Raw genomic sequence first — 21,360 nt, forward strand, 5'->3', positions numbered from 1 at the left:
CGGGTCAGGCCTCGCCCGCCCCCGACTCGATCGCGTCCCGCACCTCGGCGACCCGCTCCCGCTCCTCCGCGGCGAAGCGTTCCGCGTCCAACTGCTCGGCGATCTCCTCGTCCTGGGCCATCAGCAGGTCCAGGTTGGAGTCGCCCATCTCGAACACCCCCATGTCGGCATAGGCCTGCTGGAGTCGCTTGCCCCACAGGCCGATGTCCTTGACGCAGGGCACGATGCGGCTGAACAGCAGGCGCCGGAAGAGCTGCAGGAACTCGGAGTCCGCGCTGATCCGCTCGGCCTCGGCCCTGGAGATGCCGAAGTTCTCCAGCACCTCGACGCCGCGCAGCCGGTCGCGCATCAGATAGCAGCCCTCGATGACGAACTCCTCGCGCTCGCGCAGCTCGGCGTCCGTGAGCTGCTTGTAGTAGTCGCGCAGGGCCATGCGTCCGAAGGCCACGTGCCGGGCCTCGTCCTGCATGATGTAGGCGAGGATCTGCTTGGGCAGGGGCTTGTCGGTCGTGTCCCGGATCATGCCGAAGGCGGCGAGGGCGAGCCCCTCGATGAGGACCTGCATCCCGAGGTAGGGCATGTCCCAGCGGCTGTCGCGCAGGGTGTCGCCGAGCAGCGACTGGAGGTTGTCGTTGATCGGGTAGACCATCCCGATCTTCTCGTGCAGGAAACGGGCGTAGATCTCGGCGTGCCGGGCCTCGTCCATCGTCTGGGTCGCCGAGTAGAACTTGGCGTCCATGTCCGGCACCGACTCCACGATCCGCGCCGCGCAGATCATCGCGCCCTGCTCGCCGTGCAGGAACTGGCTGAACTGCCAGGACGCGTAGTGCTGCCGCAGCTCACCCTTGTCCCGGTCGGAGAGCTTGGCCCAGTACGGGGTGCCGTACAGCGACATCGACTCCTCGGGGGTGCCGAGCGGGTCGAACGGATCGACCTCCAGGTCCCAGTCGATGCGCGTGCTTCCGTCCCACTGCTTGTCCTTGCCCTTCTGGTACAGGGCGAGCAGCCGGTCCCGGCCCTCGTCGTACTCCCAGCTGAACCGGGCCGCGCCACTGGCGGGTACCTGCCAGATGGGGTCTCCGGGGTCGTTCGTGTACAGGTCATGCGTCGGCATACCTCGCAGGCTCACACGTAGACGTCGAGTCAACAAGTCATGTGCAGGGGATTGACGGCCTTGCTGACAAGCAGTCTCATAAGAGGCGGACGACGTACCCCGGGTAACGAGGTGAAAGAGTCATGACGACCCTGACGGAAGCGGACGCGCTCGACGGGCTGCGCGACGCGCTCGGGCTGCTGAAGGACCGCGAACAGGTGGCCGAACGGCTGCTCGTCTCTTCCGCCAAGCACTCCTTCGACCCGGACAAGGAGCTGGACTGGGACGCGCCCTTCGAGGAGGGCAAGTGGTTCTGGCCGCCGGAGCTGGTCTCGTTGTACGGCACGCCGATGTGGCAGCGGATGAGCGAGGAGCAGCGGATCCTGCTGTCCCAGCACGAGGCGGCGGCGCTGGCCTCGCTCGGCATCTGGTTCGAGCTGATCCTCATGCAGCTGCTCGTCCGGCACATCTACGACAAGGCGGCGACGAGCGCACACGTCCGGTACGCCCTCACCGAGATCGAGGACGAGTGCCGGCACTCGAAGATGTTCGCGCGGCTGATCGCGCGGGGCGACGCCCCCTGGTACCCGGTGAGCCGGGCGCACCAGAACCTCGGCCGCGTGTTCAAGACCATCTCCACGACCCCCGGTTCCTTCACGGCCACGCTGCTCGGCGAGGAGGTGCTGGACTGGATGCAGCGGCTGACGTTCCCGGACGAGCGGGTGCAGCCGCTGATCCGGGGGGTCACGCGGATCCACGTGGTCGAGGAGGCCCGGCACGTCCGCTACGCCCGCGAGGAGCTGCGCCGCCAGATGCTGACGGCTCCCAGGTGGTCCCAGGAGTTCACCCGGGTCACGTCCGGCGAGTTCGCGCGGGTCTTCTCGATCGCCTTCATCAATCCCGAGGTCTACACGAACGTCGGCCTGGACAGGCGGGAGGCGATGGCCCAGGTGAAGGCGAGCGGGCATCGGCGGGAGGTCATGCAGACGGGTGCGAAGCGGCTGACGGACTTCCTGGACGACATCGGGGTGCTGCAGGGGGTCGGGCGGCGTCTGTGGAGGTCGTCGGGGTTGCTGGCCTGACGCGGGCCGCGGGTGGTCGTGGGTCGCTCGCGCAGTTCCCCGCGGGCCCGCAGCGGCCCACGCCCCGGACCCCGCGGCGATTAGGCTGCTGACCATGACCCCGGCCGCCTCCCCCGCCTATCGCCGCCTCAGCGTCGAGGAGCGGCGCAGCCAGCTCCTCGCCGCCGCCCTCTCGCTCTTCGCGCACCGCGCCCCGGAGGACGTCTCGCTCGACGACGTGGCGGAGGCGGCCGGGGTCTCCCGTCCGCTCGTGTACCGGTACTTCCCCGGAGGGAAGCAGCAGTTGTACGAGGCCGCGCTCAGATCGGCGGCCGAGGAGCTGCAGCTCTGCTTCGACGAGCCGCTGCACGGCGCCCTGCTGCCCCGGCTGTCCCGGGCCCTCGACCGCTATCTGACCTTCGTGGACGAGCACGACACCGGCTTCAGCGCACTGCTCCAGGGCGGCAGCGTGGTGGAGACGTCCCGGACGACCGCCACGGTGGACGGGGTGCGCCGGGCCGCCGCGGGGCACATCTTCCGCCACCTCGGCGTCTCCGCACCGGGCCCGCGGCTGCGCATGACCGTGCGGATGTGGATCACGGCGGTGGAGGCGGCCTCCCTGATCTGGCTGGACGAGGGCAAGCAGCCCCCGGTCGAGGAGCTGCGGGACTGGCTGGTCGAGCAGTTCGTGGCCATGCTCACGGTGACCGCGGGGCGCGATCCGCAGACGGCGGACCTCGTCGGCGCGCTCGCCGAGGATGGCCGAGACTGAGACCGTGAAGAGTCAGGACACCCCCTTCGAGGGCGGCCCCATGGACGGGCGCGTGCTGCCCGTCCTGCTGGGCATGACCGGCCACCCTCCGAAGACGTACCGCATCCCCGTCCCGGACGCGGCCGGCGGACCGCCCACCGTGCTCGTGTACCTCCGCGTGCCGAGGGGGCACAGCAAGAGGCTCGGGCTGACTCAGGGGTGGAAGTACCAGTACGCCCCGCAGGGGAAGCCGGCGAGCAAGGTCAGGTGGCCCTGGTCCAAGCCGGACGAGAGCCCGTCCCGCAAGCCGGGTGACACCTCCGGGTGACAGGGTTGCTCCGAACCGCGTAGGCAGGGCACACACATCTCCCTACATGTCTGATTATCGCCGTGCGACGACGGGTGGAAGGTCCGCCCGTTCCGCACCGGAGGTGATGACATGTCAGGAGTGCTTCTGCGCCTGGCCTGTACGGCCGCGGTGGCGGCCCAGGCTGTCCTCGCGCCGTCGGCGGCGGTGGCCGCACCCGATCCGCAGCGGCCCGTCTCCGAGCTGCTGACGGATCTTCAGCAGCTCTACCGGCAGACCGAACAGGCCACCGAGACCTACAACGCCACGGCCGAGCAGCTCAGGAAACAGCAGGCCGAGGTGGACCGCCTGGACGGCGAACTCGCCCGGACCCGGCTCGCCCTGCAGAGCAGCCGGACCGCCGCCGGACGCCTGGCCCGGGAGCAGTACCAGAACCGCAGCGACCTCTCCCCCTACGTACGTCTGCTGCTCGCCCCGGACCCCCAGCACGCCCTCGACGAGGGCCATGTCATCGGACAGCTGGCCCGCGAGCGCGCCGAGACGGTGGACCGGCTGGCCGGCACCGAGCGGGAGAAGGACGCGCTGGCCAGGGCGGCCCGTAAGGCCCTGGACACCCGGCAGACCCTCGCCGCGCGGCAGAGGAAGCAGCGCGACGACGTGACGACCAGGCTCGCCGGCGTCGAACGGCTCCTCGCCACCCTCACCCCGGACCAGCTGAGCGCGATCGCCCGGCTGGAACAGCAGGGGGTCACAAAGGCCCAGGACAAGCTCGTGACCTCGGGCGCCCTCGGCAGGGCCGCGGCCCCTTCCTCGGCCGAGGGCGAGCGGGCGGTCCGCTACGCCATGGACCAGATCGGCAAGCCGTACCAGTGGGGAGCGGCGGGCCCGAAGTCGTACGACTGCTCGGGTCTCACCTCCCAGGCCTGGGACCACGCGGGCACCCCCATCCCCCGCACCAGCCAGGAACAGTGGGACCGCCTGAAGAGAATCCCGCTGACCGAACTGCGCCCGGGCGACCTGGTGGTCTACTTCCCGGAGGCGACGCACGTGGCCATGTACGTGGGGAACGGAAAGGTCGTCCAGGCACCGAGACCGGGCGAGAAGATCAAGGTCTCCCCGTTGGCGTCCAATCCCGTACTCGGTGCCGTACGCCCTGACGACACCCGCGCTCAGGCTCCGGCGACCGAAGCCAGGTAGGCCTGCGCCTTCTCCGGCTCGGCTGCGCATCGTGCGCGAGGCCGCCGCCGAGAAGGCCGCGAAGAGAGGGCGACGACACCATCCTCGGCGGCACCGGCAACGACAACTGCTTCGGCGAAGACGGCAACGACACCCTTGACGGCCGGCAGGGCACCGACACCAACGACGGCGGCCCGGGCCACAACACCTGTATGAACCCCGGCCCCGGACAGCCCGGCGCAACCAACTGCTGAGAAGCGGCCGACACCAAAGCCCCGGTGACCTCATGGCACCGGGGGTTCCGGCAGCGCAACCATGCCTCGGCCCCATCCTTCAGGCGCCGAGGCACCAGCGGAACGCGGCAACGGCGGGTGCCTGACCGCTCCCGGACCTGAAGTCCGGGAGCACGGGCCGTCTCTGGGCCGTCCGAGAATGGCCGACGACGACCAACAACGACAGTCACCGACAGCGCGACCGCAGGTCAGAGCCCCATCATGCGCCGGCGACCGAGGCCAGATAGGCGGCAGTCCTCTCCGGCTCGTAGAAGAAGTTCTCGAAGTCGGCCGGATCGTTGAACGCGTTGGCGAATCGATCCGCCACCGGCTGCAGCTGCCCCGCCGCGCCGATGAGGTTCAGGATGTGCTCCGGCGGCGGCGCCAGCATGGCGTTGGTCCACTTGGTGACGTGCTGAGCCGTGGTCCAGTACCGGTCGAACGTGGCCCGCATCCACTCCTCGTCGAACGGCTTGTCCTCCCGCTCCAGGATCGAGGCGAGGTACGCGGCCGCGCACTTGGACGCGGAGTTCGAACCCTGTCCCGTGATCGGGTCGTTGGCGACGACCACGTCGGCCACGCCGAGGACCAGACCGCCGGAGGGCAGCCGGCCGACGGGGTTGCGCACGGTCGGGGCGTAACGGCCGGCCAACGTGCCGCCGGCGTCGGTCAGTTCGACCTTCGTGGCCCGCGCGTACTCCCACGGGGTGAACTTCTCCATGAGTTCCAGGGTCAGGGAGAGGTGCTCCGCCGGGTCCTTGACGCCCTTGAAGACGTCGAGCGGGCCGCCGGGTATGCCCTCCCAGAACAGGATGTCGGCGCGTCCCGAGACGGTGAGCGTCGGCATGACGAACAGCTCGCCGACCCCGGGGACCAGGTTGCAGCGGACCGCGTCGAACTCCGGGTGCTCCGGGCGCGGGCCGAGGCCGTGGACGTACGAGACGGCCAGCGCGCGCTGCGGCTCGCTGTACGGGGAGCGCTCCGGGTCACGGGCGAACATCGAGACCAGCTCGCCCTTGCCCGCCGCGACCAGGACGAGGTCGTAGGTGCGGGAGAAGTAGTCGAGGTCGCCGACGGCCGCGCCGTGGATGACCAGCTGGCCGCCGCGCTGGGCGAAGGTCTCCATCCAGCCGGCCATCTTCACCCGCTGGTCGACCGACTGCGCGTACCCGTCCAGCCTGCCCACCCAGTCGATCGCCCGCTGGGTCGGACCGGGGTCGTGCGAGCCGGGGGCCGCGACGGAGACGCCGAGGCCTTCGATCTTCGGGGCCTGGGACTCCCAGAAGTTCAGCTGGAGATCGCGCTCGTGCTCCAGTGCCGTGTCGAACATGCACTGCGTCGACATGACCCGGCCGGAGCGGATCTCGTCCGCGGTCCGGTTCGACATCAGGGTGACCTCGTAGCCGTGCGACTGCAGACCGAGGGCGAGCTGGAGTCCGGACTGACCGGCTCCGACGACGAGTATCTTCCGCATGCGGGTGTGTCTCCTACGGGGGCTGGGGACTACTCGGGGGTTTCGTCCAGCGCGTGGCCCACCAGGGCCAGGAGGGTCTCGATCACCGAGATCCGGCGCCGCGCGTCCATGATCATGACAGGGATGTGCGCGGGGACGGTCAGCGCCTCGCGTACGTCCTCCGGCTCGAACAGCTCGCTGTCGTCGAAGTGGTTGACCGCGACGACGTACGGCAGTCCGCAGCTCTCGAAGTAGTCCAGTGCGGGGAAACAGTCCTTCAGGCGGCGGGTGTCGGCCAGGACGACGGCGCCGATCGCGCCGCGCACCAGGTCGTCCCACATGAACCAGAACCGCTGCTGGCCCGGCGTGCCGAACAGGTAGAGCACCAGGTCGTCGTCGAGCGTGATGCGGCCGTAGTCCATGGCCACCGTGGTGGTCAGCTTGCCGGGCGTCGCGGAGAGGTCGTCGGTGCCCTCGCTCGCCTCGGTCATCAGTGCCTCGGTCTGCAGCGGGGTGATCTCCGAGACGGTCGAGACCAGTGTGGTCTTGCCGACGCCGAAGCCGCCCGCGACCACGATCTTCGTCGCGACGGGGGCCCGGTCCCGGTCCTTCTGCCAGGCCTTCAGATCCTCGTCGGGCTCGGCGAAACCGGCGACGAGGGGGGTGACGCCGGTGACGTCAGAGACGGCGGAGTCCACTCAGCACCCTTTCCAGCAGAACGCGGTCCGGGCGGCCGGTGCCGTGCCCCGTTCCGGTGCCGTACACACGGATCTTTCCCTGGTCCGCGAGATCGCTCAGCAGGACGCGGACCACACCGAGCGGCATCCTCAGCAGCGCGGCGATCTCGGCCACCGTGCGCATACGGCGGCACAGTTCGACGATGGCCCGCAGCTCCGGCATGACCCGGGTGGCGAGAGAGCCGTTCGTCAGTTCCTTGCGCTCCTCGGGGGCCTCGATGGCGGCCACGAAGGTCTCCACGAGGAGGACGTGGCCGAAGCGGGTACGGCCGCCGGTGAGCGAGTAGGGGCGGACGCGGGCGGGTTTGCGGTCGCCGCCGCGGACCGGGAGCTGCCGCTTATCGGCCGGGCCGCTCATCGGGCGCTCCCCGTCGACTCGGCCTCCAGGGATTTCCTCAGCTCGCTGCGGAGTTCGGGGGTCAGGACGTGGCCGGCGCGGCCGACGAAGAGCGCCATGTGGTAGGCCACCACGCTCATGTCGCACTCCGCGGAGCCGTGCACGCCGAGCAGCGAGCCGTCGCTGATCGACATCACGAAGAGGCTGCCCTCGTCCATCGCGATCATCGTGTGCCTGACGCCGCCGAACTCCATGAGGCTAGCGGCGCCGATGGTGAGGCTGCCGATGCCGGAGACGATGGTCGCCAGGTCGGCGGAGGAGCCGCGAGGGCCCTTCGCCGCCTTCTTCCGGCGGGACTCGGCCGTGCGGGCGGGGTCGGAGGAGAGCAGGAGCAGGCCGTCCGAGGAGACGACTGCGACGGACTGGATGCCGGGTACTTCCTCGACCAGGTTGGTCAGCAGCCAGTGCAGGTTGCGGGCTTCACTGCTCAGGCCGTAGGTACTGGGCGCGGTCAACTGCTTGCCTCCTCGGCTGTGCCCCCCGTGGCGTGTTCGGTGTGTGCGGCGATCTCTGTCTCTACGTCCCTGTAGCCGGCCTGTGCTCCTTGGCGGAAGCCGCCGAGTCTGCGGCGGAGGGCTTCGGCGTCCACGGATGCGCTGCGCTGGCGGGGCGCGGCTGTGGGCGCGGTGATCCTGGGTGTGCGCTTGGGGAGGCCCTTGCTGGTGAGCGCCTCGGCTTCGCCTTCGGCGCCCTCGCTCCCACCCGCACCACCCGTGCGGCTTTCGTCGTCGACCGCGGGTGGCCCCGGCTGGGCGTACCCGCCGTCGGCGACCGCGGGCGCGTCGTGGGCGGCGGGTGCGTGGAAGGCCGCGCGTACGGCGCGGGCCTCGGGTGCGCCGTGAGCCGCGGGCGCGTCGGACTGGGGTGCGTGGGCGTTGTGGGGCTCAGGTGCGCCGTGAGCCGCGGGCTCGTCGGACTCTGGCGCGTGGGAGGCGACACGGGCGCCGCGGGCCTCAGGTGCGCCATGAGCAGCGGGCTCGTCGGACTCTGGTGCGGGGGAGGCCGCGCGGGCGCCGCGGGACTCAGGTGCCCCGTGGGCCACGGGCGCGTCGGCGGCCTCGGGCGGCTCGGTGGCATGGGGGGTCTCGGAGTCGGGCGGTGTGTCCGGGAGCAGGAGCTCCATCGTCGTCTCGGCGAAGGTTTCCACCGGCTCCTTCGGGCGGGTCACCGATTCCCCGGTGGCCTGCTCGTCGGGCTCCGGCCTGGTGTGGGCCTGGGCCTCCAGGTCCTCCGCTTCGCGGGCGAGCTTCTCCGCCAGCGCCACCAGCGGGTCCGTGTCCTTGTCCGGGTCCTTGGCGCGGGCGGGCAGGACGTTGGAGTTGGCCTCGGCGTCCGCGCCGGGGAAGGAGACGGTCTGGGTGGAGTCCGAGAGTCCCGCCGCGGGCGGGACCGCCGCCGTGGGGGCCTCGGTCAGGAGGGACTGCGGCAGCACGACGACCGCCGCCACCCCGCCCTGCTTCTGCTCGCGCAGCTGGACGCGGACACCGTGCCGGTGGGCGAGGCGGGCCACGACGTACAGGCCGAGACCGAGGCCGGCCTCGCCCTCCTGGTCGTACGGCGAGGCGGGGTCGAAGTCGGTGAGGCGGGCGTTGAGGCGGTCGAGCCGGTCGCCCGCCAGGCCGATGCCCTCGTCCTGGACGGAGAGCATGACCTCGCCGGATTCGAGGAGCCAGCCGGAGACCTCGACGGGCAGGTCCGGCGGGGAGAACGAGGTGGCGTTCTCCATGAGTTCCGCGAGCAGGTGGGAGAGGTCGTCGGCCGCGAAACCCGCCACATGGGCGTGCGGGGGCAGGGCGGCGATACGGACGCGCTCGTAGCGTTCGATCTCGCTGACCGCCGCCCGTACGACGTCCACCAGCGGGACCGGGCCGTGGTGCTGCTGGACGTGCTCGGTGCCGGCGAGGACCAGGAGGTTCTCGCTGTGGCGGCGCATCACCGTGGCGAAGTGGTCGAGCTTGAAGAGGGTGGCGAGCCGCTCGGGGTCCTGTTCCCGCTCCTCCAGGCCCTCGATGACCGCCAGCTGGCGCTCGACCAGACCCAGGGTGCGCAGGGCGAGGTTGACGAACGTACCGCCGATGCTGCCGCGCAGCCGCTGCAGCTGGGCGGCCGACTCGTCGAGCTCGGCGCGCAGCTCCTCGCGGGCGTCGGCCATCTTCTGCCGCTGGCCCACCAGGTGCTTGCGGTCGGTCTCCAGGGTGGTGACCCGCTCGTGCGCGGCGGCGGTCTGCTCGTGCAGGGCGACCGCGTGCGCGTGCAGGGCGTTGACCGAGCGGACGACCTGCGCGAACTCGTCGTTGCGGCCGGTGAAGGCGATCGGTTCCTGGGTGACCGGGTCCTCGGCCTCGGCCAGCCGGGCCGAGCCACGGCGCAGGACCGACAGCGGGCGGGTGAGGGTGCGAGCCATGGCGGTGGCGATGCCCACGGCGACCAGCATCAGGACACCGAGGGCGGCGATGCGGATCTCCAGGGCGGTGACGTCGTCGTCCCGGAGCCCCGCGAGGTCCTTGGTGCGGTGGTCGTAGAGGGCCGACTCGGCGCCCCGCATCAGGTCGACACGGGCGGACAGGGCCGCGTCCAGCTTCTTGACGCTGGTGGTCGAGTCGCTGCCGGTGAACGTCGGCTGGTCGGTGAGGGCGGCCAGGTACTTCTCCGCCGAGTTGACCTCGGGGCCGGTGACCGTGGAGTCGTACGAGGCCACCGCCGCCTTGGGGGCTGTCTCGCGGAAGTCGGCGAGGGCCGCGTCGGCGCGCAGGCGGGCCTGCTGGGCGGCGGCGGTGAGTGCGTCGCGCTGCTTGCGGTCCGCCTCGTTCGTGGTGGTGGTCGTGACGGGCAGACCGGTGGTGGGGCTGATCACCGTCTGGGTGGTGGACGGGATGTTCAGCGCGGCCAGCAGCAGGCCGCGGGCGGCCGCGGACTGCTGGACGGCGGAGTCCAGTTCGGCGAGGGAGTAGGCGCCCGAACCGGCCCGCGGGGGCAGCTGGTCGGCCAGGTCGTCGGCGAGCCGGTGCAGTTCGCTGACGGTGGCCGAGTACGCCTGGTGGGTCTGCAGCGCGTTCGTCTTGCCGGTGAGGGCGGCGCGCCGGACGGCCGCTATGGCGTCGAGGTCGGTGCGCAGCGCTGCCGGGGTGTCGGTGTCTGCGCGCAGGTCGTCGACCTGGCGGTCGACGCGGGCGCTGCGCTGCTCGGAGGGCGCCTTGGCCTTGGGGCGGCCGGCGGCGATGTAGGCCGTGACCTCGTCGCGTTCGTCGGCGAGCGAGTGGGCGAGCGCGAGCGCGTCCTGCGTGCGGGCCGCCAGCGTGACCAGGTCCTGCGAGTCGCTGAGGTCCTGGGAGGCGGTCAGCAGCGCGGGCGCTCCCGCTCCCGCGATGGCCGCGGCCACCACGGCCACGGCGACGATCAGCCGGGTGCGCACATGAGTGGGGCGGCCGGCGCCCACGGGGGTCTGCTCGGCGACCCCCTCGGGGGCCGTCTGCTTGTCTGTGCGCCGAGGCCGCTTCATCTGCACCGGTGCTCGCATTCCTGAACTCGTCTACCCAAGGGCCCGGGTGGCGCCCCGTGATCTCGGTACCAAGTGGTGCGTACACCCCCGGTTCGTACGGTTCCCGACCCTCCCAGCGCCGGTGGGCAGGGTCCGTGCATCACCTGACCCGCCACCCGAAGGAGTGAACATCGGAGGGGAGTTGACGGGCAAGTTCCTGTGGCGTGTGCAGGGCCCTTGCACGGTGGGCCGGTTGGACGCACGGGTCAGGCTTTGGCAGTATTCGCCACCACGTCTTTCCAGAGCGTGTCATATACCCCCAAACCAGGCGCCTGACCTGCGGAGCCGTGCCAATTCGGCGGTGCTTGCCAGCCTTTGGCGAAGCCTGTGAAGGGGTCGTGCAGACTGGCCGAATGCGCACTGATCTCGTTTCGGAAGCCGGCGACCCGACCCGACCCAACGAGGACTTCGCCGGACTCGGACTACCCGCGTCCGGTCAGGGGGGTTGTGTGATCTTGCTGGACGGAGTGACACCACCGCGGGACGGGACGGGGTGTCTGCATTCGGTCCCCTGGTTCACGGCGCGGCTCGGCGGCGCACTGACCGAACTGACCGTTTCCGGGCGAGATCTGACGCTCCCGGAGATTCTCTCGGGGGCGATCGCCCGGACCGCCGAGGCCCACGCGCACACCTGTGAGCTTTCTCACCCGCGAACCCCCCAGGCGACGGTGGTCCTGACCCGCTGGTCCGACGAGGCCGTGGAGTACCTGGTCCTGTCCGACTCCGTCCTGCTCCTGCAGTCCCCCGACGGCGCGGTCACCCCGGTCCTGGACGACCGGCTCGACCGGCTGCCCCGCTCGGCGCTGGCCACCGACGCCCTGATCGACGCGCATCTGCGCAACAAGGAGGGCGGCTTCTTCACGGCCGCCGCCGACCCCTCGGTCGCCTCCCGTGCGGTCACCGGCGCTCTCCCCCGGCACGAGGTGCGGGCCCTGGTCGCCCTGACGGACGGTGCGACCCGCTGGACGGAGAAGTTCCACGAGGGCGACTGGACGGCCTTGCTCGACCTCCTCGCCAAGGAGGGCACCCGCGCCCTGGTCGAGCGGGTACGGGAGCTGGAGCTGGCGGACCGGGAGGAGCGGGCGTTCCTCGGCCGCAGCAAGACGCACGACGACGCGACGGCGGTGTACGTCGAGCTCTAGGGACTGCCAGGCAGGCCCCAGGGCCTCCGGAGCGCCGGCTACTTTTCCATGACGGTGTTCAACTGGTGCAGCAGGCGCGCCAGTTCGGCCACCTCCAGGCGGTCCCAGTGGGCCAGCTGGCTGACGTACCGGGCGCGGCGGGCCTCGCGGACCTTGCCGACGCGGCCGCGGCCCTCGTCGGTCAGGGTCACCAGCCAGGCACGGCCGTCGGCGGGGTCGGGCTCGCGGGCGATCAGACCCAGCTCCTCCAGGGCGCGCAGCTGGCGGGACATGGTGGCCTTGCCGACGCCGATGTAGGCGGCGAGCTCGGTGGCGCGCTGGCCGCCGAGTTCGTCGAGGCGGATGAGCAGGCCGTACGCGGAGGACTCCAGGTCCGGGTGGACCTCGCGGGCCATCTCGCCCTGGTTCGCCCGGGCCCGCCGGAGCAGCACGGTCAACTCGCGTTCCAGCGCCAGGAACTCCTGGTCTGCACCACTCGGCGTCACCTGGCCGGTGGCCCGATGCCCGCCGCCGTTTCCGTCCTCGTGCACGTCAGCACCCCTGATCGGTTTCGCTGTCCTGAAAGTTTCCGTCGAACGCCGCAGTTGCCGCAGCTCCGTAAGTATTTCGCAGGCGTAGACCAACGGCAGCCTCCGGACCCCCTTCCCACGCCGTCATCTACGTGCGTAGCTTCTTCATCAGGCAATCAATGGCATGCCCACGCCAGTGGATCAGCGGTCACTCCACGGTCCCCCCCCACCTCACTCCTCGGAGGCACGTCATGCCCGTGCGCAGACCCGGTTCCCCCCGCCCGCGTCCCCTCGCCGTCTGGGTCACCGCCGTGCTGGCGGCGGTCTCCCTGGCCCTCCCCCTCACCACCGCCCAGGCCGCGAGCACGCCCAGCCGCGGTTCGGCGTACATGGGCATGGGAGTCCTCGCCCACGACGGACAGAACGGCACCCCCTCCACCGGCGACGCCACCCAGACCGAGGGCGTCGACGTCGCCGGCTACCAGGGCAACGTCGCCTGGAGCACGCTGTGGAACAGCGGCGTCCGCTGGGCCTACACGAAGGCCACGGAGGGCACGTACTACACGAACCCCTACTTCGCGCAGCAGTACAACGGCTCGTACAACGTCGGCATGATCCGCGGCGCGTACCACTTCGCGACCCCGGACACCACGAGCGGCGCCACCCAGGCGAACTACTTCGCCGACCACGGCGGCGGCTGGTCCCGCGACGGCAAGACCCTGCCCGGCGCCCTCGACATCGAGTGGAACCCGTACGGCGCCGCCTGCTACGGCAAGTCCGCCAGTGCGATGGTCAGCTGGATCGCCGACTTCCTGAACACGTACAAGGCGCGGACGGGCCGGTACCCCGTGATCTACACGGCCACCAGCTGGTGGACCCAGTGCACCGGCAACTACGGCGGCTTCGCCGTGAACAACCCGCTGTGGATCGCCCGCTACGCCTCGGACCCGGGGACGCTGCCCGCGGGCTGGTCGTACTACACGATGTGGCAGTACACCTCCTCCGGCCCGACCGTCGGGGACCACGACAAGTTCAACGGAGCGCTGGACCGGGTGGTGGCGCTGGCCAACGGCTAGCCGCCGCCGAGCGGGTGCGGCGGCCGTCCCCCGCGGGCGGCCGCCGTGCGCTGCGTTGGTGCTCCGCGCCGGCCGGGATCATGCTGGTCAGGAGAGGAGCCTGCCGAGCAAGGGCGAGATGAGCGGCGATGGAGCGACAGTCGACGTACACGGCCACGGCCACCATCGATGAGCAGGGCATCCTGACCGGCTGGAGCGAAGGCGCCCAGCGGCTGCTCGGCCACGAGGCTTCGGAGGTCGTCGGACGGCCCGCGTCCGCGCTGCTCGCCGCGGAGGCCGGATCGGTCCGCCGGACCCTGGCCGGGCGCGACCGGTGGAACGGCACCGTGCCCCTGCGGCACCAGGACGGCCGGCGCCTGGAGCAGGGGCTCCTCGCCCACCGCCGGACGTCGGACACCGGGGCCGTCGACTGGCTCGTGGTGACCGCCGTGGCGGACCGGCCCCAGCAGCCCCGGGGTGAACCGCTGGAGGAGTGGACGTTCATCCAGTCCCCCTTCCCACTGGCGATCTTCGACACCGAGCAGCGCCTGATGCGCGCCAACCGCCGCCTGGAACGCGCCCTGTCCCTGCCCGAGGCGGCGATGCGCGGGCTGCGCCTGGCCCACATCTCACCCGGTCCCGCGAGCGCGGAGGCCGACCGGGCGATGCACCAGGTGCTGGAGACCGGCGAGCCCCAGGAGGTACGGACCGGCCTCGTCCCGGATCTGGACCTGCCCACCGTTCTGACCCCGCTCAAGGACGGCACCGGCAGGGTGCGCGCCGTCTGCCTCGCGGCGCACCGGCGCGCCGCGGAGTCCGCCCGCCGGGGCACCGGGGACGAGACCGGCGCGCACCCGGGCACGGCTCCCGGCCTCGGGCGGGCCGCGCAGGAGCTGGCCGAGGCCACGGTCCCCCGGCTCGCGGACTTCATGGCCGTGGACCTGCTCGACGCCCCGCGCTCCGCGGCCGACCCCGTCGACATGGGCCCGCTGGTCCTGCGCCGGGCCGCGCTGCGCGCCGTCCCGGACGACGCCGTGAGTTCCTCCGGGACCGGGGTGGGCCAGGCGATCGTCTACGAACCGGGCTCGCCCCCGGCGGACTGCCTGGCCTCGGGCAACGCCGTCCTCTACGACACCTCGGACCCGGTGGTCGCGGCGTGGGCGGCCGTGGACCCGGCGGCCGCGTGGCTGCGCGCGTACGGCACGCGCTCGCTGATGCTGGTGCCGGTGCTCGCCGAGGGCAGCACCCTCGGGGTCGCCCTCTTCGGGCGCCACCGGCGCACCGAGCCGTTCGGCCCGGAGGATCTGCGGATCGCCGAGGACCTCACGGCGCAAGCGGCCACCGGCCTGCACAGCGACCGCCGGCACTCCCGTGCCCGCACCACCACCATGTCCCTGCAGCGCAGTCTGCTCCCGCACACGCTGCCCGACCAGGCGGCCCTGGAGGTCGCCACCCGGTATCTGCCCGCGGCCACCAAGGCCGGTGTGGGCGGCGACTGGTTCGACGTCATCCCGCTGTCCGGGGCGCGGGTCGCCCTGGTCGTCGGCGATGTCGTCGGCCACGGCATCCGCGCCTCCGCCACCATGGGCCGGCTGCGGACCGCCGTGCGCACCCTGGCCGACGTCGACCTGCCCGCCGACGAGCTGCTCACCCACCTCGACGACCTCGTCCTGCGGCTGGCCGCCGACGAGGGCAGCGCCGACCCGGCGGCCGAGACCGCCGGGGGCATCGGCACCACCTGTCTGTACGCGGTCTACGACCCGGTCTCACGCCACTGCACGCTCGCCCGGGCCGGCCATCCGCCGCCCGCCGTGGTCACCCCGGACGGCACCGTCCGCTTCATCGACGTGCCCCCCGGTCCGCCGCTGGGGCTCGGCGGCCTGCCCTTCGAGGCCTTCGAGACCGAAATTCCCGAGGGCAGCCTGCTCGCCCTCTACACCGACGGGTTGCTGGAGGCCCGCGACCACGACATCGACGAGGCGCTGGACAAGCTGTTCGGCGCGCTCGGCCGCCCGGCGCCGACGCTGGACGCGGTGTGCGACCGGGTGCTGACCGAATTGCTGAGCCACCGCCCCGACGACGACATCGCCCTGCTCGTCGCCCGCACCCGGGCACTGCACGCCGACCGGGTCGCCGCCTGGGAGCTGGACAGCGATCCCTCCGTGGTGGCCCGGGCCCGCAAGCACACGAGCGACCAGCTGAGCCGCTGGGGACTCGACGAGGCCGCCTTCACCACCGAGCTGATGGTCAGCGAGCTGGTCACCAACGCCATCCGCTACGGCCGCCCGCCCATCCAGCTCCGGCTCATCCACCAGGACTCCACCCTGATCTGCGAGGTCTACGACTCCAGCGGCACCACCCCGCACATGCGGCGCGCCCGGATCTTCGACGAAGGCGGCCGGGGCCTGCTGCTGGTCGCCCAGCTCGCCAAGCGCTGGGGCACCCGGCACGACCGGGTCGGCAAGACCGTGTGGGCGGAGCAGTCACTGACCCCGAGCTGACATGGGACTGCCCCGCCGGGGAGGGGCGGGGCAGTGAGAGGTCGGCCTGCTCTGTGTTTGTCTTCTCCAGGTTCGGTCGGCGATCTTCCCTGTCCTCAGTTGACGACCACGTCCGGCGGAGCGGGCGCGTCCTGGCCGGTGGTACCGCCACTGTCCTGACCGGTGGTGCCGCCACTGTCCTGACCGGTGGTGCCGCCACTGTCCTGACCGGTGGTACCGCCACTGTCCTGACCGTGGTCCGGGGCCGCGGGTCCGGGGTCGGCCGGGTGATCCGGCGGGGCGGGCGTCTGCGGTGAGGATGTGCTGCCGGTGTCCCCGCCGGACGGGTCCGGCTTGTGGTCGGGGCAGGGCGGACCGTCGCTGCCGTTGGTGCCGGTGCCGTTACGGCCGTTCGTACCCTTGCCGCCGCACGAGCCCCTGCCGCGGCCGCCGGTGCCGCCGGTGCCGGTACCGCCCGGAGCCGTGCAGACCGTGGCGTCGCCGCCGGTGCCGTTGCCGCCGTTGCCGCCCGTGGCGTTGCCTGCGCTGCAGGTGTCGTGGTCGCCGTGGTGCCCGTCCCCGTGATCGCCGTGCTTCTTGCCGTGCTTGACCTTGTGGTGCTCGTCGCTCTTCTTGTGGTCCTTGCTGCCGTGGTCGGCGTGGGTCGACGAAGCCGTCAGGCTGTTCGGCGCCGGGGCGGCGAAGGCGGCGCCTGCGGGGATCAGGACTGCGCCGAGGGGAAACAGGAGGGAGGCGGCGGCCACGGCCAGGCTGCTCTTGCGGACGTTGCGGATCATGAGTGGGGTGTGCCGTTTCTTGAGGGGGGCTGTCGGGGGTTACGGGGAGGCTGGGAGCTCGTGGCCGGGAGGGTCGGGTGGCGCGGCCGATGACCGCGCCACCCGGATTTGCCGTCGCTCACTCGCTGCTGTCAGCGATGTGGGCCTCAGCCGGCAGTGGCGTCACCTCCGTTGCCGCCGGTCGCGTCGCCGGAACCGTTGCTCGTGGCGTCACCACCATCACCACCGGTCGCGTCACCAGAACCCTTACTCGTGGCGTCACCACCATTACCACCGGTCGCATCGCCGGAACCCTTGGTCGTGGCGTCACCACCATTACCACCGGTCGCATCGCCGGAACCCTTGGTCGTGGCGTCACCACCATTACCACCGGTCGCGTCGCCAGAACCCTTACTCGTGGCGTCACCACCATTACCACCGGTCGCGTCGCCAGAACCCTTACTCGTGGCATTACCGCCATTACCACCGGTCGCATCGCCGGAACCCTTGGTCGTGGCGTCACCACCATTACCGCCAGTCGCGTCGCCAGAACCCTTACTCGTGGCATTACCGCCATTACCACCGGTCGCGTTGCCCTTCTTGGCCTTCTTGTGGTGGTTACCCTCGTGCTTGTCGTGGTGCTTGGCCACCAGCGTGACGGCCGACGACTCGTGCGCCGGGGCGGCCGAGGCGGCGGTGGCCGGGAGAATGATTCCGCCGGCGACGACCACGGCCGAGGCGACGATCGTGGAGAGGCGGACACCGCGCTTGGTGCGGACGGACTCACGGTTCTCGTTGATGCGCTTCATGACTTTCTCCTACTTGATTCGGGGCCCTTTTCGGTTTCCGGTTTCTCCGGTGGGGCCGTGCTTCAAGTAGGCCGGAATGCCGGCACGCGGTCATGTTCCGAGGACTCGGGACTTGACGAGGAGGAAAGCGCCGGGTATTAAGCGCGACGCGCCCAGGACGCCGGTCCCCCGAGGACCGGGCCGGCCCAGCCGGGCGGGGCCGGCGGGGCGGGCACCGGGTCGGCGGCGGGGAGGGCGTCGGTCGCACGGGCGTCCACCAGCGTGGGCGTACGGCGCTGCGGGCCGCAGTCGGCCAGGGCTGCGCGCAGGGCCGCGACGAACTCCAGGCAGGTGCCGTAGCGGTCGTCCGGGGCCTTGGCGAGCGCCCTGCACAGGACGTCGTCGGCGGCCGCCGGGATCCCGGCCCGTTCCTCGCTCAGCAGGGGCGGCGGGTCGTACTGGTGCGCCCACAGCAGCTCCAGGTCGTCGTCCCGGCGGAAGGGCGGCGCGCCCGCGAGGGTCTCGTAGACGACACAGGCCAGGCTGTAGAGATCGGACCTGCCGTCCACGGGCCGGCCCGCGACCCGCTCAGGCGCCACGTAGTCGAGGGTGCCGACGAACTCGCCCGCGGTGGTGAACCCAGTGAGCGACAGGGACTTCTTCGCCAGCCCGAAGTCGGTGAGGTAGACGTGCTCGGGGTGGTCGCTGTCGACGCCCTTGGTGACCAGGACGTTGCCGGGCTTGACGTCCCGGTGCACCAGATCGTGCTCGTGGGCCGCGTCCAGCGCGGACGCCAGCTGGGCGGCGATGCGCAGCGCGGCCGGCACGGGGAGCGCACCGTCGCGGTCGAGCACGGCGCGCAGGTCCATCCCGTGCACGAAGCACATCGCGATGTACAGGATCCCGTCGGTCTCGCCGGCCTCGAAGACGGGAACGATGTGGGGATGGTCGATCGCGGCGGCGACCCGTGACTCCTGGTGGAAGCGGCGGCGGAAGGCATCGTTGCGGGTGTACTCGGGGGCGAGGAGTTTGAGGGCGACGGTACGGCCGAGGCGCAGGTCCTGGGCGCAGTAGACGACGGCCATCCCGCCGCGGCCCAGCTCGCGCTCCACGCGGTAGCCGGCGATCTCCGTCCCGATCGGGCCGGAGGGTTGCACCACCTGCCCACTCACGCCTGAATTCTATCCAGTTGACCTATATATGCGCTTGTTCACGGTCGCGCACGTCCAGGGTCGTACTCGTCCACGGCGCGGCGAAGGCCCGGGCCTCCCTCACGGGACCCGGGCCTCGCCTCATCCGGTCACGTCCGTCACGCCGCGACCGGAACCTCCGGCTCCGCGCCGTTCACGGCGGGCGCGAGCGCCAGCTCCAGGACCTGACGGACGTCGGTCACGGCGTGGACGTCGAGCTTGTCCAGCACCTCGGCCGGGACGTCGTCCAGGTCGGGTTCGTTGCGCTTGGGGATGATCACGGTGGTCACCCCGGCGCGGTGGGCGGCGAGCAGCTTCTGCTTCACGCCGCCGATGGGCAGCACCCGGCCGGTCAGCGAGACCTCGCCGGTCATCGCCACGTCGGTGCGGACCAGCCGGCCGGAGAGCAGGGACGCGAGGGCCGTGGTCATCGTGATGCCCGCGCTCGGTCCGTCCTTCGGGACCGCGCCCGCCGGGAAGTGGATGTGCACGCCCCGGTCCTTCAGGTCGGCCACCGGCAGCTCCAGTTCGGCGCCGTGGCTGCGCAGGAAGCTCAGCGCGATCTGCGCCGACTCCTTCATCACGTCGCCCAGCTGACCGGTCAGGGTCAGGCCCGCCGCGCCCGTCTCCGGGTCGGCGAGGGACGCCTCGACGAAGAGGACGTCACCACCGGCGCCGGTGACCGCGAGACCGGTCGCCACGCCCGGCACGGACGTACGGCGCTCGGCCGGGTCCTGGGCGGACTCGGGCACATGGTGCGGACGCCCGATCAGCGCGCGGAGATCCTCGTCCCGGACGGTGAACGGCAGCTTCCGCTCGCCGAGTTCGTGCTGGGCCGCGACCTTGCGCAGCAGCCGTGCGATGGACCGCTCCAGGGTGCGCACGCCCGCCTCGCGGGTGTACTCGCCGGCGAGCCTGCGCAGCGCGCTCTCGTCGATGGTGACCTCGTCCTCGGCCAGGCCGGTCCGCTCCAGCTGGCGCGGGAGCAGGTGGTCACGGGCGATGACGACCTTCTCGTCCTCGGTGTAGCCGTCCAGCCGGACGATCTCCATACGGTCGGCGAGCGCCTCCGGGATGGCCTCCAGGACGTTGGCGGTGGCGAGGAAGACCACGTCGGACAGGTCCAGTTCGACCTCCAGGTAGTGGTCCCGGAAGGTGTGGTTCTGGGCCGGGTCCAGCACCTCCAGCAGGGCCGCGGCCGGGTCGCCCCGGTAGTCCGACCCCACCTTGTCGATCTCGTCCAGCAGGACCACGGGGTTCATCGACCCCGCCTCCTTGATGGCACGCACGACCCGGCCGGGCAGCGCGCCGACGTACGTACGCCGGTGACCGCGGATCTCCGCCTCGTCCCGGACGCCACCGAGGGCGACCCGGACGAACTTGCGCCCCATGGCGTGGGCGACACTCTCGCCCAGGCTGGTCTTTCCGACGCCAGGCGGCCCGACCAGAGCCAGCACGGCCCCGCCGCGCCGCCCGCCGATGACACCGAGGCCGCGCTCACTGCGCCGCTTGCGCACCGCCAGGTACTCGGTGATGCGCTCCTTCACGTCCTCCAGGCCCGCGTGCTCGGCGTCCAGGATCGCCCTGGCGCCCTGGATGTCGGCGGAGGCGCTGTCATCGGTCCGCTCGTTCCACGGCATCTCCAGGACCGTGTCCAGCCAGGTGCGGATCCACGAGCCCTCGGGCGACTGGTCGGAGGACCGCTCCAGCTTGTCGACCTCCTTGAGGGCGGCCTCGCGGACCCTCTCCGGCAGGTCGGCGGCCTCCACACGGGCGCGGTAGTCGTCGGACTCCTCGCCGTCCTGATCACCGTTCAGCTCGCGCAGCTCCTTGCGGACGGCCTCGAGCTGACGCCGCAGCAGGAACTCGCGCTGCTGCTTGTCGACGCCCTCCTGGACGTCCTTGGCGATGGTCTCGGCCACGTCCTGCTCGGCGAGGTGGTCGCGCAGCTGCTGCGCGGCGAGCCTGAGGCGGGCCACCGGGTCGGCGGTCTCCAGCAGCTCGACCTTCTGCTCGGTGGTGAGGAAGGGCGAGTACCCGGAGTTGTCGGCGAGCGCGGAGACGTCGTCGATGGCCTGGACGCGGTCCACGACCTGCCAGGCGCCGCGCTTCTTCAGCCAGCTGGTGGCAAGGGCCTTGTACTCCTTGACGAGTTCGGCGGCATGCCCGGGCAGCGGGTCCGGCACGGTCTCGTCGACCCGCGCGCCCTCGACCCACAGCGCGGCACCGGGACCCGTCGTACCGGCACCGATCCGCACCCGGCCGCGGCCGCGGATCAGGGCCCCCGGGTCGCCGTCGGCCAGCCGGCCGACCTGCTCGACCGTGCCCAGCACACCGGTCCTGGCGTACGTGCCGTCGATGCGCGGCACCAGCAGGACCTTGGGCTTCCCGGGCTCCGACCGGGCGGCGGCCTGCGCGGCCTCCACCGCGGCCCGCACCTCGGCGTCGCTCAGGTCCAGCGGAACCACCATCCCGGGCAGCACGACCTCGTCGTCGAGCGGCAGCACGGGCAACACGAGCGTGAACGCCGTGGACTCAGCAGCCATGATCTCCCCTTAGGCAGTCAACTTGAGCTATGCCGACTCAATGCACGGCGCTCCGCCAATGTTCCCGGGTTCCTGTTCGCTGTGAGCGA

The 21,360-nt window shown here is 71.5% G+C and carries 19 protein-coding genes; 8 read left to right on the forward strand and 11 right to left on the reverse strand.

Annotated elements, in window-relative coordinates:
• Positions 1–4 precede the first annotated feature (4 nt).
• The gene (locus tag FB157_RS25985; protein ID WP_145883064.1) at positions 5–1,114 is read right to left on the reverse strand and encodes a ferritin-like domain-containing protein; all 1,110 of its coding nucleotides are present in this window, start codon (positions 1,112–1,114) and stop codon (positions 5–7) included.
• A gap of 122 nt (positions 1,115–1,236) precedes the next feature.
• Between FB157_RS25985 and FB157_RS25990 the strand changes: the two genes are divergently transcribed.
• The 5 genes from FB157_RS25990 (at position 1,237) to FB157_RS47455 (ending at position 4,642) form a co-directional block, all read left to right on the forward strand.
• Entirely contained in the window at positions 1,237–2,175 is a 939-nt protein-coding gene (locus tag FB157_RS25990) for a diiron oxygenase (protein WP_145883065.1), read from the forward strand.
• A 94-nt stretch (positions 2,176–2,269) separates the two neighbouring features.
• Positions 2,270–2,926: a TetR/AcrR family transcriptional regulator gene (locus tag FB157_RS25995; protein ID WP_145883066.1), complete on the forward strand. Its 657-nt coding sequence runs from the start codon at positions 2,270–2,272 to the stop codon at positions 2,924–2,926.
• 4 nt (positions 2,927–2,930) lie between these two features.
• Complete coding sequence (locus FB157_RS26000) at positions 2,931–3,233, forward strand: hypothetical protein (protein ID WP_145883067.1); 303 nt, start codon at positions 2,931–2,933, stop codon at positions 3,231–3,233.
• Between the two features lie 111 nt (positions 3,234–3,344).
• Positions 3,345–4,409 (forward strand): NlpC/P60 family protein, encoded by a 1,065-nt coding sequence (locus FB157_RS26005; RefSeq protein ID WP_145883068.1) that lies wholly within the window; start codon positions 3,345–3,347, stop codon positions 4,407–4,409.
• A 2-nt stretch (positions 4,410–4,411) separates the two neighbouring features.
• Positions 4,412–4,642, forward strand: coding sequence for a hypothetical protein (locus FB157_RS47455; RefSeq protein WP_186581695.1), 231 nt, complete (start codon positions 4,412–4,414; stop codon positions 4,640–4,642).
• Between the two features lie 238 nt (positions 4,643–4,880).
• Here FB157_RS47455 and FB157_RS26010 read toward each other — a convergent pair whose 3' ends face one another.
• Genes FB157_RS26010 through FB157_RS26030 form a run of 5 tightly spaced genes read right to left on the reverse strand, consistent with a single transcriptional unit; the run spans position 4,881 to position 10,752 of the window.
• Entirely contained in the window at positions 4,881–6,134 is a 1,254-nt protein-coding gene (locus FB157_RS26010; RefSeq protein ID WP_145883069.1) for a styrene monooxygenase/indole monooxygenase family protein, read from the reverse strand.
• A gap of 29 nt (positions 6,135–6,163) precedes the next feature.
• Positions 6,164–6,811, reverse strand: coding sequence for an ATP/GTP-binding protein (locus FB157_RS26015; RefSeq protein WP_145883070.1), 648 nt, complete (start codon positions 6,809–6,811; stop codon positions 6,164–6,166).
• Positions 6,792–7,208, reverse strand: a complete 417-nt coding sequence (locus tag FB157_RS26020; protein ID WP_145883071.1) for a DUF742 domain-containing protein — start codon at positions 7,206–7,208, stop codon at positions 6,792–6,794. The genes FB157_RS26015 and FB157_RS26020 overlap by 20 nt, the downstream gene beginning before the upstream one ends.
• Positions 7,205–7,702, reverse strand: a complete 498-nt coding sequence (locus tag FB157_RS26025) for a roadblock/LC7 domain-containing protein (protein ID WP_145883072.1) — start codon at positions 7,700–7,702, stop codon at positions 7,205–7,207. The genes FB157_RS26020 and FB157_RS26025 overlap by 4 nt, the downstream gene beginning before the upstream one ends.
• Positions 7,699–10,752, reverse strand: a complete 3,054-nt coding sequence (locus tag FB157_RS26030) for a nitrate- and nitrite sensing domain-containing protein (protein WP_186581696.1) — start codon at positions 10,750–10,752, stop codon at positions 7,699–7,701. Before FB157_RS26030 ends, FB157_RS26025 begins: the two co-directional genes overlap by 4 nt.
• A gap of 386 nt (positions 10,753–11,138) precedes the next feature.
• On the opposite strand from FB157_RS26030, the gene FB157_RS26035 reads away from it, so the two are divergent.
• Positions 11,139–11,927, forward strand: coding sequence for a protein phosphatase 2C domain-containing protein (locus FB157_RS26035; protein WP_145883073.1), 789 nt, complete (start codon positions 11,139–11,141; stop codon positions 11,925–11,927).
• Between the two features lie 38 nt (positions 11,928–11,965).
• On the opposite strand, the gene FB157_RS26040 is transcribed toward FB157_RS26035, so the two are convergent.
• Positions 11,966–12,457 carry a MarR family winged helix-turn-helix transcriptional regulator gene (locus tag FB157_RS26040; RefSeq protein ID WP_145883074.1) on the reverse strand — a complete coding sequence of 164 codons (492 nt, stop codon included), beginning with the start codon at positions 12,455–12,457 and terminating at the stop codon, positions 11,966–11,968.
• A gap of 230 nt (positions 12,458–12,687) precedes the next feature.
• Between FB157_RS26040 and FB157_RS26045 the strand changes: the two genes are divergently transcribed.
• Together FB157_RS26045 and FB157_RS26050 are read left to right on the forward strand one after the other, a co-directional pair.
• On the forward strand, positions 12,688–13,512 hold the full coding sequence (locus tag FB157_RS26045) for a lysozyme (RefSeq protein ID WP_145883075.1): 825 nt from the start codon (positions 12,688–12,690) through the stop codon (positions 13,510–13,512).
• Positions 13,513–13,640: 128 nt separating this feature from the next.
• Positions 13,641–15,992, forward strand: a complete 2,352-nt coding sequence (locus FB157_RS26050) for a SpoIIE family protein phosphatase (RefSeq protein WP_145883076.1) — start codon at positions 13,641–13,643, stop codon at positions 15,990–15,992.
• A gap of 95 nt (positions 15,993–16,087) precedes the next feature.
• Here the strand turns inward: FB157_RS26050 and FB157_RS26055 are convergent, their stop codons facing one another.
• From FB157_RS26055 to lon, 4 genes are all read right to left on the reverse strand, one after another.
• The gene (locus FB157_RS26055; RefSeq protein WP_145883077.1) at positions 16,088–16,768 is read right to left on the reverse strand and encodes a hypothetical protein; all 681 of its coding nucleotides are present in this window, start codon (positions 16,766–16,768) and stop codon (positions 16,088–16,090) included.
• Positions 16,769–16,914: 146 nt separating this feature from the next.
• Positions 16,915–17,556, reverse strand: a complete 642-nt coding sequence (locus tag FB157_RS26060) for a hypothetical protein (protein ID WP_145883078.1) — start codon at positions 17,554–17,556, stop codon at positions 16,915–16,917.
• Positions 17,557–17,693: 137 nt separating this feature from the next.
• Entirely contained in the window at positions 17,694–18,707 is a 1,014-nt protein-coding gene (locus FB157_RS26065) for a serine/threonine-protein kinase (protein ID WP_261386535.1), read from the reverse strand.
• 137 nt (positions 18,708–18,844) lie between these two features.
• Positions 18,845–21,271, reverse strand: coding sequence for an endopeptidase La (lon, locus tag FB157_RS26070; RefSeq protein ID WP_145883079.1), 2,427 nt, complete (start codon positions 21,269–21,271; stop codon positions 18,845–18,847).
• Positions 21,272–21,360: the final 89 nt, after the last annotated feature.

This window comes from Streptomyces sp. BK340, assembly GCF_007827595.1.
Taxonomy (GTDB): domain Bacteria; phylum Actinomycetota; class Actinomycetes; order Streptomycetales; family Streptomycetaceae; genus Streptomyces.

What these genes read in the sequence shown, in the direction of transcription:
- FB157_RS26035 (WP_145883073.1), top strand. Translation starts at nt 11,139, where the DNA reads ATGCGCACTGATCTCGTTTCGGAAGCCGGCGACCCGACCCGACCCAAC.
- FB157_RS26055 (WP_145883077.1), bottom strand. Translation starts at nt 16,768, where the DNA reads ATGATCCGCAACGTCCGCAAGAGCAGCCTGGCCGTGGCCGCCGCCTCC.
- FB157_RS26045 (WP_145883075.1), top strand. Translation starts at nt 12,688, where the DNA reads ATGCCCGTGCGCAGACCCGGTTCCCCCCGCCCGCGTCCCCTCGCCGTC.
- FB157_RS26060 (WP_145883078.1), bottom strand. Translation starts at nt 17,556, where the DNA reads ATGAAGCGCATCAACGAGAACCGTGAGTCCGTCCGCACCAAGCGCGGT.
- FB157_RS26050 (WP_145883076.1), top strand. Translation starts at nt 13,641, where the DNA reads ATGGAGCGACAGTCGACGTACACGGCCACGGCCACCATCGATGAGCAG.
- FB157_RS26005 (WP_145883068.1), top strand. Translation starts at nt 3,345, where the DNA reads ATGTCAGGAGTGCTTCTGCGCCTGGCCTGTACGGCCGCGGTGGCGGCC.
- FB157_RS25995 (WP_145883066.1), top strand. Translation starts at nt 2,270, where the DNA reads ATGACCCCGGCCGCCTCCCCCGCCTATCGCCGCCTCAGCGTCGAGGAG.
- FB157_RS25990 (WP_145883065.1), top strand. Translation starts at nt 1,237, where the DNA reads ATGACGACCCTGACGGAAGCGGACGCGCTCGACGGGCTGCGCGACGCG.
- FB157_RS26020 (WP_145883071.1), bottom strand. Translation starts at nt 7,208, where the DNA reads ATGAGCGGCCCGGCCGATAAGCGGCAGCTCCCGGTCCGCGGCGGCGAC.
- FB157_RS26010 (WP_145883069.1), bottom strand. Translation starts at nt 6,134, where the DNA reads ATGCGGAAGATACTCGTCGTCGGAGCCGGTCAGTCCGGACTCCAGCTC.
- FB157_RS25985 (WP_145883064.1), bottom strand. Translation starts at nt 1,114, where the DNA reads ATGCCGACGCATGACCTGTACACGAACGACCCCGGAGACCCCATCTGG.
- lon (WP_145883079.1), bottom strand. Translation starts at nt 21,271, where the DNA reads ATGGCTGCTGAGTCCACGGCGTTCACGCTCGTGTTGCCCGTGCTGCCG.